The organism is Wenzhouxiangella sp. 15190, from assembly GCF_003417465.1.
In the GTDB taxonomy this organism is placed as follows: Bacteria; Pseudomonadota; Gammaproteobacteria; order Xanthomonadales; family Wenzhouxiangellaceae; genus Wenzhouxiangella.
The window spans coordinates 45256-55566 of sequence record NZ_QVMV01000053.1; the positions used below are offsets into that span (position 1 = coordinate 45256).

The 10311-nt window shown below is 64.3% G+C and carries 9 protein-coding genes; 6 read left to right on the forward strand and 3 right to left on the reverse strand.

Translation table 11 applies throughout. The features are described 5' to 3' along the window. Positions 1 to 29: 29 nt before the first annotated feature. Positions 30 to 2078: a thioredoxin domain-containing protein gene (locus tag DZK26_RS13870; RefSeq protein ID WP_116897726.1), complete on the reverse strand. Its 2049-nt coding sequence runs from the start codon at positions 2076 to 2078 to the stop codon at positions 30 to 32. A gap of 277 nt (positions 2079 to 2355) precedes the next feature. On the opposite strand from DZK26_RS13870, the gene DZK26_RS13875 reads away from it, so the two are divergent. The 6 genes from DZK26_RS13875 (at position 2356) to DZK26_RS13900 (ending at position 7676) form a co-directional block, all read left to right on the forward strand. After that, positions 2356 to 3600, forward strand: coding sequence for a peroxiredoxin (locus DZK26_RS13875; protein WP_116897725.1), 1245 nt, complete (start codon positions 2356 to 2358; stop codon positions 3598 to 3600). Positions 3601 to 3672: 72 nt separating this feature from the next. After that, entirely contained in the window at positions 3673 to 4527 is an 855-nt protein-coding gene (lgt, locus tag DZK26_RS13880; protein ID WP_116897724.1) for a prolipoprotein diacylglyceryl transferase, read from the forward strand. Then, the gene (locus tag DZK26_RS13885; RefSeq protein ID WP_116897723.1) at positions 4524 to 5357 is read left to right on the forward strand and encodes a thymidylate synthase; all 834 of its coding nucleotides are present in this window, start codon (positions 4524 to 4526) and stop codon (positions 5355 to 5357) included. The genes lgt and DZK26_RS13885 overlap by 4 nt, the downstream gene beginning before the upstream one ends. Before the next feature lie 37 nt (positions 5358 to 5394). Next, entirely contained in the window at positions 5395 to 5883 is a 489-nt protein-coding gene (folA, locus tag DZK26_RS13890) for a type 3 dihydrofolate reductase (RefSeq protein WP_258870840.1), read from the forward strand. A 54-nt stretch (positions 5884 to 5937) separates the two neighbouring features. Further along, positions 5938 to 6861, forward strand: a complete 924-nt coding sequence (locus tag DZK26_RS13895) for a cation diffusion facilitator family transporter (RefSeq protein WP_116897722.1) — start codon at positions 5938 to 5940, stop codon at positions 6859 to 6861. After that, positions 6861 to 7676, forward strand: coding sequence for a symmetrical bis(5'-nucleosyl)-tetraphosphatase (locus DZK26_RS13900; RefSeq protein ID WP_116897721.1), 816 nt, complete (start codon positions 6861 to 6863; stop codon positions 7674 to 7676). The genes DZK26_RS13895 and DZK26_RS13900 overlap by 1 nt, the downstream gene beginning before the upstream one ends. A gap of 14 nt (positions 7677 to 7690) precedes the next feature. Here the strand turns inward: DZK26_RS13900 and aroE are convergent, their stop codons facing one another. Continuing rightward, a complete protein-coding gene (gene aroE / locus DZK26_RS13905) occupies positions 7691 to 8551 on the reverse strand; it encodes a shikimate dehydrogenase (protein ID WP_116897720.1) in 861 nt (286 codons plus the stop codon). Between the two features lie 148 nt (positions 8552 to 8699). Continuing rightward, entirely contained in the window at positions 8700 to 9689 is a 990-nt protein-coding gene (gene hemB / locus DZK26_RS13910; protein ID WP_116897719.1) for a porphobilinogen synthase, read from the reverse strand. Between the last annotated feature and the right edge of the window lie 622 nt (positions 9690 to 10311).

Sequence of the window (10311 nt, forward strand, 5' to 3'; positions counted from 1 at the left end):
GATTTTACGCACAAACGCCGTTGAGGGCGTCAGTCTCGGGATTCCGCCAGCTGCGTGCTCAGTTCCTCGAGTGAATGGACCGGAGCAAGGCAGCGCTGGCCGATACAGGTCATGGCCACCGGGCATTCGCTGTGGATCAATGGACGGAGCAGTTCGGGCAGATCCTCGCTCTCCAAATCCGCCGGCAGGCGGTAGACGGTGCAGTCGTCCGCTCCGGAAAGCTCGCGTTGCCAGTCGGCAACAGGGTCTTCGGGGCCGGCGAGCAGAATCTGCGGCCCGGGATGTTCCAGCGCTTGCCAGGCGTGCACCAGCGTGGCGTGAGCGAGTGCCGAACGTTCGATGTCGCCCCGGGCGGCATCCACGGCCCGGTGTGCCGCATCGATCAGGTCGGATTCCCCGACCAGGTGACCGAGCCGCGCCAGTCCGAGTACGGCCTGGCCGGCGCCGGCCGGCGTGGCGTCGTCGGCATGAGCCAGCGGTCGGGTCAGCAGGGTCTCGTAATCGTCGGGCGTGAGATGGAGGGCGCCGCTGGCGTCGTCGGCGAAGTGCTCGACGATCCGGCGGGCGATGCGTCGAGCGAGGTTGAGCCAGCGCGTTTCGAAGCGCCAGCCGAGCAGTTCCAGGCAGGCGAGTAGCACATTGGCGTGTTCGTCGAGCAGGGCGGTCTGCGCGCTGCGCCCTTCGCGCCAGACCGCCCGCGGCGGTTCCTGGCCGAACAGGTTCACCGCCACGGCGTCGAGCGCGCCGGCGGCGCGCTCGAGCCAGTCTTCGCGCCCGAGCAGGCGTCCGGCCACGGCCAGGTTCTCGATCGCCAGGCCGTTCCAGCTGGCCAGCATCTTGTCGTCAAGACCGGGGGTCGGGCGCTCCTGACGGGCGGCCAGCAGCCGCTGGCGCGCGGATTCGAGACGCTCGTCGATTTCGTCTTCGTCGAGATTTTCTTCCACCAGCTCGCCGCGCGAGCGGGCGACGACCAGGTGCCAGTACTCGCTTTCGAAATTGGGCGGTCCGTCCAGCCCGAATCGGGCACAGAACAGGTCGTGTTCGGCCGAAGACAGCTTTTCAGCCACCTCCTTGCGCGTCCAGACATAGAAGGCACCTTCGCCTTCCTCGCTGTCGGCATCCAGGCTGGCGGCAAAGCCGCCGGTGTCCAGCGACATTTCCCGTTCGAGCCATTCGACCAGTCGCTCGCACACGGCACGGAAGTCCGCCCGGTTCCAGCGCGTGGCCGCACGGGCGTAGAGCCCCAGCAGCAGGGCGTTGTCGGAGAGCATCTTTTCGAAATGCGGAATCTCCCAGACCGCGTCGACGCAGTAGCGGAAGAAGCCGCCGCCGAGATGATCGTGCAGCCCGTGGCGCGCCATGGCGGTGAGCGTGTCGCCGAGTATCTGTGCCGGGTGCTCACCTTCGGTCTCGGCCAGGGCGGCGAGCAGCGGTGCCTGCGGAAATTTCGGTCCGCCGCCGAAACCGCCGTTGTCGCGGTCGAAGCGTGCGCCGGCCTCGGCGGTCAGGGAGTCCAGGCTCGAAGCCAGGTCGGCCTCGCCCGCCGGAGTGGGCGTGGCGATGGCCTGAAGGGCTTCCTGCACCTGGAGATGCTGGGCGCGCAGCTCCTCGCGCCGGGTCGACCAGACCTGGTGGATGCGCGCGAGCAGGTCGCCGAAAGCGATCATGCCGTGGCGCGGCTCGGGCGGGAAATAGGTGCCCGCGAAAAACGGGGCCTGGCTGGCCGGGTCGAGAAACACCGTCAGCGGCCAGCCGCCGCCGCGGCCGGTCAGAAGCTGGTGGGCAAGCTGGTAGATCCGGTCGAGGTCCGGGCGCTCCTCGCGGTCGACCTTGATGTTGACGAAATACGCGTTCATGCGCTCGGCGATCTCGTCATTCTCGAAGCTCTCGTGGGCCATTACATGGCACCAGTGACAGGCGCTGTAGCCGATCGACAGCAGGATCGGCCGATCCAGCGTGCGCGCCATGGCCAGCGCCTCGCGGTCCCAGGGCTGCCAGGCCACGGGATTGCCGGCGTGCTGCAGGAGGTAGGGGCTGAGGGCGTCGCCCAGGCGGTTTTCCGGTTTTTGCTGGCTCATCGGGTCATGGTAAGCGTTCGGGTATCAGGTTTCAGTGTTCAGGGTTCAGGAAAATTGTCGGCCCGGAAATCGCATCGCGATTATCCGGGGCCTCCCACCGTTCAGGGGGCAGTGAGTCTGGCGGTGCCGGAGCAAAAGTGCGAGGTCCCGGATCGGTGTCCGGGACGACGCCTGGCGTCGGTTCGGGGCCGGGAGTGTGCCGGGAAACCCGCTAGGTCGCGATTTCCGGGAGACTGTGATAGGTTTTTGCGGGGTTGGTGGCAAGAAGAGACTTGGAATGAAGGCAGTAGCGAGATTCGGGACGATCCTGGGCGCGGCGTTGATGGGGTCCATGTCTATTGCGGCAGTTGGCGAAGACGGTGAGCGCCAGGTGTTCGAGACTTCAAAGCCGGAATTGATTCCACAGCCCGACTGGGCACCCTATCTGCTTTCAGAAGAGCAGTATTCGGAATTTGCGCAGGCTGTGGGCGGCGCGGACGATACGGTGGCCGTCGACGAACTGCCGCAGACCGATGCCCCGTTGGTCGGCTACGGCATCAACTTCGTGTTCGGTGAGCTCAATCGCGGCTTTGCCGTGTTCGGCACGCCGCAGGCCGGCTATCGGCTCTATGCCGACGTGGACGGAGACGGCAGCCTCGCCGACGAGGAAGGATGGCGGCTCGAAGGGGCCGACGGTCGCTACTCGGTGGCTTTCGAAACCCAGGATACGGGGCAGGCGGACGGCAAGCCCGTCGAGTTTCCGGTCAAGTCCCGGTTCGTGATCTTTTCCGCGGCCGGCGAAGACGATGATCGACCGCGCGGGGTGTGGAATTCCAACACGGTTCGACGCGGCGAGATTCGCATTGACGGGCAGAAGGTGCCCTTCGAACTGTATGGCCATTCCGGCCGATACGATTACCCCAACCGGACGATCTGGTTCGACCTCAATGCTGACGGGCGCGGCGGCGAGTCGCGCGAATCACCGGAGCGCTTCCGGGTGCTCGACGAGTACGTCAATATCGGGGAACACAGCTATGCCTTTCACGTCGATCCCTTCGGCCGCGACCTGACGCTGATTCGCGAGGACGAGGCGAAGGCCGAACGGCCGTCCCTGAGCGACGGCGCCCCGGCGCCGGCCTTCCAGGCGAGTGCGGTCGACGGCGATTCGGTCGATCTTGCCGACTACCGGGGCGATATCGTCCTGCTGAACTTCTGGGCGCAGTGGTGTGGTCCGTGCCGGCGCGAGGCACCCAGACTGGCCGATGTTCATCAGAGATGGGGTGAGCGTGGCCTCCAGCTGGTCGGAATCACGAACGACTCAGAAAGTGAAATCGATCAGTTCACCACCGAGTTCGATCATTCCTTCCCGCAGGTCGCCGAAGCCTTCGAGGGTCCGATGCATCGCGCCTACCGGGTTGCCGCCTATCCCACCAAGTACCTGATCGATCGCGACGGCGATCTCCTTTGCGGCGGTCCCGGAGCCTCATTCTGGGAGGACTGCTGGCCGCGGGCCCTGGAGAAACTGGAATCAGCGAGTGATTGAATTGAGCTGACAACTGACTAGAAGCAACCCGCGGCTCAATCTCCCGGCATTCATCTGCGATAATCTCCGACCATGAATCAGTCGGAGTTCTACTTCCACAGCATCGATCCGGTGGCCTTCGAGATCGGCGGTTTCGCGATCTACTGGTACAGCCTGATGTACCTGGTGGCCTTCGGGGCGTTCTGGCTGCTCGGCCGTGTCCGGGCCCGGCGCGAGGATGCGCCGATGGAGCCGCACCAGGTCGGGGACTTCCTGTTCTGGGGCGTGATCGGCGTGATCGTCGGCGGCCGGCTCGGCTACGTGCTCTTCTACGGTTTCGACCAGCTCATGGCCGATCCGCTGTTCCTGTTCATGATCCGCGACGGCGGCATGAGTTTTCACGGCGGGCTGGTCGGCGTGTTGGTGGTGCTCTGGGCCTACGGCCGCCACCTGGGCTGCGGATTCATCCGCCTGGGCGACTTCACCGCGCCGCTCGTGCCCATCGGCCTGGCCGCCGGCCGGATCGGCAATTTCATCGGCGGTGAATTGTGGGGGCGGACTTCGGACGTGCCCTGGGCAATGATTTTTCCACAGTCCATCCGGAGCGCGGGGCAGACTTCCCAGACGCTCTACGAGCAGTACCTGACCGGCGCGCTGGACGAATTCGCGCGCCATCCCTCCCAGCTCTACCAGGCCGCGCTCGAGGGGCTGGCGTTGTTCGTGGTCCTGTGGCTGTATTCGGCACGGCCGCGGCCGACCGGGGCGGTGGGCGGCGCTTTTCTCGCCGGCTATGGCGTTTTCCGCTTCATCGCCGAGTTCTTCCGCGAGCCTGATGCGCATATCGGCTTCGTCGCGCTGGACTGGATGACCATGGGACAGATTCTCTCCCTGCCGATGTTTCTCGCCGGCGTGGTGCTGATGGTCTGGGCCTACAGGAGCCGTACATGAACAATTACCTCGATTTGCTGCGCCACGTTCGAGAGAACGGTATGCGCAAGGCCGATCGCACCGGTACCGGCACGCTGAGCGTGTTCGGGCACCAACTGCGTTTCGACCTGTCGGATTCCTTTCCGCTGGTCACCACCAAGAAACTGCACCTGAAGTCGATCATCCACGAACTGCTGTGGTTTCTGCGCGGCGAGACCAACATCGCCTATCTCACCGAACACGGGGTGAAAATCTGGGACCAGTGGGTCGACGAGAGCGGCAGCCTGGGCCCGATCTACGGGGCGCAGTGGCGCGCCTGGCCCACGCCGGACGGCCGGCATATCGACCAGCTCGAACAGGTTATCGAACAGATTCGCCAGCGGCCCGACTCGCGCCGGCACGTCGTGTCGGCCTGGAATCCCGCCGATCTGCCCGACGAGTCCCTGTCGCCGCAGGACAACGTTCACGCCGGTCGGATGGCGCTGGCGCCCTGCCACTGCCTGTTCCAGTTCCACGTCGCCGACGGGCGCTTGAGCTGCCAGCTCTACCAGCGCTCGGCCGACTGCTTCCTGGGCGTGCCGTTCAATATCGCCAGTTATGCGCTGCTGACACTGATGGTCGCGCAAGTCACGGATCTGGAGCCCGGCGAGTTCATTCACACCTTCGGCGATGCCCACATCTACCTCAATCACCTCGAGCAGGTCGATGAGCAACTCTCGCGCGAACCCTATCCGGCCCCGCGCATGCACCTGGTCAACCGTAGAGCGCGGCTGCGGGACTTCGTCTACGAGGATTTCCGGCTCGAGGGCTATCAGTGTCACCCGGCCATCCGGGCGCCGATCGCCGTATGACGACGAACGACTTACGGAGGCGCAGGCCTTGACGGAAGTGGTCCTGGTCGCCGCGATGGCGAGAAACCGCGTGATCGGCCAGGAAGGCGGTATGCCCTGGCATCTGCCGGCCGATCTCAAGCACTTCAAGGCGGTCACGATGGGCTGCCCGATCATCATGGGGCGCAAGACCTTCGAGTCGATCGGTCGGCCGCTGCCCGGCCGCACCAACGTCGTGATCAGCCGATCTCGGCCCGAGCTGCCCGACGGTGTCGAACTGGTCGGCAGTCTCGATGAAGCCGTTGAAGCTGCCGGTGCCGAGCGGGTGATGGTCATCGGCGGGGGGCAGGTTTACCGCCAGGCACTTGATCGCGCCGACCGCCTCGAACTGACCTTGATCGATGCGGTAGTGAGCGGCGACACCGTGTTCCCGGAATGGTCGGCGAGCGATTGGCGCTTGACGAAGATGGCTTCGCGCCCCGCTGACGACGCCAATCCCTACAATCTCGTGTTCGCCACTTTCGAGCGGGGCCCTTCGCGCGCCTGATGCCTTCGGCAGTTACAATAGCTGCCCCGCGAAGGCATTAGTACCTTATCCCCCATGGCTGCCGCTTTTCGCACCAACGCCAACCTGGACCAGTACTGGCCGGACAAGCGCCGCGTCACGATCGTCGGCGCCGTCTGGAACCTCTTTCTGGCCATCGGCAAGATCGCCGCCGGCATCGTCGGTCATTCGCAGGCGCTGATCGTCGACGGCATCCATTCGCTGTCGGACATGGTCAGCGACGCGGTCGTGCTGGTGGCCGCCCGCTGGAGCGCCATCGAGGCCGATCACAACCATCCCTACGGCCACGGCCGCATCGAGACCGTCGCCACGGCGATCGTCGGCGTGCTGCTGCTGGCCGTGGCCATCGGGTTCATCGTCGACGCCGTACTCCGTCTGCTCGAGCCCGAACGGCTGATGCAGCCGGGGTGGCTGGCACTTTGGGCGGCCGCGATCTCGGTCGGCATCAAGGAAATCCTGTTCTGGTACACGCGCCGCGTGGCCCTGCAGTCGCGTTCGAACCTGATCATGGCCAACGCCTGGCACCATCGCTCGGATGCGCTGTCGTCGATCGTGGTCATCGCCGGTGTGGTCGGTGCCATGGGCGGATTGCTCTGGCTCGATGCCGTGGCCGCCATTCTGGTTGCCGGTACCGTTGCCGTCATGGGCGGGCGCTTCGCCTTCGATTCCCTGGTCGAACTGGTCGACACGGGGGTGCCGCCGCGCGAACAGGATCAGCTGGGCAAGATCATTCTTTCGGTTGACGGCGTTCACGATTTCCGCGACCTGAGAACGCGGCTGATGGGCGGACAGATCGTCATGGACGTATGCATCCTGCTCGATCCGCAACTGACCCTCGATGAAGCCAATCGCGTTGCCGCCATGGTCCGCACCCGACTGCTGAGCGAATCGACCGAAGTCTTCGATGCGGTCGTCAGTGTTGCGCCGCTACGCGCCCCGCGGATGCGCCGCCCGGCCTGATGGAGCGCAGGATCTTCATCGGCGACCTCCAGGGTTGCTGTACGCCGCTGGAGCGGCTTCTGGAGAGACTGCGCTTCGATCCGGCTTGCGACCGGCTCTTGCTGGCCGGCGACCTGGTCAATCGCGGCGGTGAGTCGTTGGCCGCCTTGCGGTTGGTGCACTCCCTGCGCGAGGTCACGACGACCGTGCTCGGCAATCACGACCTGCACCTGCTGGCCTATGCACGCGGGTTGCTCGGAAAACCCAACGCTGAATTCGATGAAATCCTGGCCGATGACCGCGCCGGGGAATTGCTGAACTGGTTACAGCACCGACCGCTGATGTGGTTCGACGAGTCGGCCGGCCTGGCGATGGTGCACGCCGGTGTCGATCCGCGCTGGGGGCCAGTGCAGGCGCGGGAATGCGCCGCGGAGGTCGAGCGGGCACTGGCCGAGTCGCCGGACGAATTCTTCGCCAACATGTACGGCGACGAGCCCGATCGCTGGGAACCCGACCTGCCGGAAGCCGAGCGCCTGCGCACCATCACCAATGTGATGACCCGTATGCGTTTCTGCAGTGTCGATGGCCGCCTGGACTTCGCCGCCAAGGGTGGACTCGAGAGCGCGCCGCCGGGCTTTGCGCCCTGGTTTCATCACCTGCACGAGGATTGGCGCGCATGGACGCTGGTCTTCGGTCACTGGTCGCAGCTGGGGCTCTACGAGGGCAGCCATGCCATCTGCCTCGACAGCGGCTGCGTCTGGGGCGGTTTGCTGACGGCCCTTGTGATCGAGGGCGAAGAGCGGTATATCGAAACCGTCGACTGCGGTAGGCGCTGAATAGAACCTGCGGTTTAGTCCCTGGACAGGGCCGCAAGGGTAGGGGCGATATCTGGGCGCTTCCCCGTCCAGATATTGAAAGCCAGCGCGGCCTGTCCGACCAGCATGCCCAGTCCGTCGTGCGTCATCATCCCGTGTTGTCTGCACCATTCGGCAAATGGCGCGTGGGCCGTGCCGTAATTGAGGTCGTAGCCGCTCGCATCGTCGGTCAGGCAGGCGCGCTCGATCGGCACGGCTTTGCCCTCGTGGCCGGCGCTGGTGGACTGGATCAATAAATCGTGGGGCGATCCTTCTGAAGCAGAATCGATTTCGCCACCGCGGATATCGCCCAGGTGAGCGAACTTGTCGGCCAGGCGCTCGGCGCGTTCGGCGGTGCGATTGACCACGGTCACGCAGGCCGGTTGACGATCGAGGAGCGGTCCGAGAATGCCGGCGACCGCCCCCCCGGCCCCGACGATCAGGATGCGGCGTCCCGCCGGATCGATGCCCAGGCGATCGAGATCCAGCAGCAGCCCGGCGCCATCGGTGTTGTAGCCGTGCCAGCCGTCGTCTTCCAGGTGAAGCGTGTTGACGGCATGCGCCTGCCGGGCTGGCCGGTCGACGCGCGTACACAGTCTCAGACCGGCTTGCTTGAGCGGAACGGTCAGGTTGGCGCCGGTCCCGCCGTCGGCGCGAAATGCCGCAAGCTTTTCGGCCAGCTCGTCAATGTCGGCCTCGATGGCGCTGTAATCGACGTCGATGCCCAACTGCTCGCCGAACAGGCGATGAATCCGCGGCGACAGACTGTGCGCCACCGGTTGCCCGAATACAGCAAGCTTGTAACTCTGCGCGTTCACCGGGACTGGGAAAAAAGAAATATGTCCACAGATGAACACAGATGAACACGGATAAAAGAAATAAAAACGAGAAGAGCCTGCTCAACTCCTTGTGCGAGTGCCTTTATCTCGACTGCAAAAGTTCTTGTTTTCAAAATCTGTGTTTATCTGTGTTCATCTGTGGACAATTATTCTTTATCTTTTCTTTTCAGTCCTTCAACAACTCCGCGGCTTCGAGGGCGGCGTAGGTGAGGATGCCGCTGGCGCCCGCGCGGCGGATGGACAGCAGGGTTTCGAGCAGCACCTTGTCGTTATCCAGCCAGCCCTTCCCGGCCGCGGCCTTGAGCATGGCGTATTCGCCGGAGACGTGATAAGCGAAGGTCGGTACGCCAAAAGTCTCGTGGACGCGCCGGATGATGTCCAGGTACGGCAGGGCGGGCTTGATCATGACCCAGTCGGCGCCTTCGTCGAGATCGAGTTCGACTTCCCGGAGCGCTTCGTCGCTGTTGCCCGGGTCCATCTGGAAGCTTTCCTTGCCGGCCTTGCCCAGGTTGGTCGCCGAACCGACGGCGTCGCGGAAGGGGCCGTAGTAGCTCGAGGCGTACTTGGCCGCGTAGCTGAGGATCAGCGTATTGACGTGGCCGTTGGATTCGAGCTGCTCACGGATGGCACCGATGCGGCCGTCCATCATGTCCGAGGGCGCAACCACGTCGGCGCCGGCGACAGCGTGACTCGTCGCCTGCCGGACCAGGGCATCGACCGTGCGGTCGTTCAGGACGTAGCCGTCTTCGTCGACGATGCCGTCCAGGCCGTGGCTGGTGTAGGGGTCGAGGGCGACGTCCGTGATCACACCCAGCTCGGGAAAACGCGCCTTCAGGGCGCGTACGGTCTGGGGCACCAGGGCGTCCTCGCGCCAGGCCTCGGCGGCATCCTCGCTCTTGCGTTCGGCCGGCACCACGGGAAACAGGGCCATGGCCGGTATGCCGAGTTCCAGGCAGCGTTCGGCCAGTTCGAACAGGCCGTTGTGCCCGACACGCTCGATACCGGGCATCGATTCCACCGCCTCGCGGCCGTTTTCGTCCTCGAGTACGAAGGCAGGCAGGATCAGGTCGCACGGCGAAAGCCGTGTCTCGCGAGCCAGCTCACGGGCGAATCGGCTGGCGCGCGTGCGGCGCATACGGGTTGAGGGAAAAGTCATTGCTTTATCTTGCGATTTGTAATCGGGTCATTATAAGACGCTGGCGTCGGTGCTACCCACTTGAAGGTTTGGTGGCAACAGACGCGGTGCGATCCTCGACAAGTCAAAGGCGGTTTCGCCCGGCTTGCTTCGCAAGCTCTTTCGGCGAGCTACTTTTTTCTCGCGCGAAAAAAGTAGCCAAAAGCGCGCTGAAAAGATTGCGGATACGCCGCAGGACCAAGCTGGTGTGCGGGCTTCAGTATTTTGCCCCCGTCTTCGCTCTAGCTCCGTCTAGACACAGGGCGTCCTCAGCGTCGCTGGGGCGTAATCTGCATTCTGACGGCCCGACCTCGATCACCCCGGCTTCAGCCACGCCATTGCAGATCGCTTCAGGTGAATGAGTTCTGGATCGAGATTCGTGGCAGGGCCTTCGAACGCTCGTCCTCAAAGTCGAGACGCTGGGTGCGGGCCTGTCCAAACGGACGTCGAAAGCCCGCCTGCGTCTCAGAGATTTCAAACGAAGCCCGAGTCAAAATACTGAAGCCACTCCGTGGCGGGATGGCCGCCAGGTCAGTCGCCTTCTTTTAAGCGCGCTTTTGGTGACTTTTCTCGCGCGAGAGAAAAGTTACCCGCCATCAGCCTG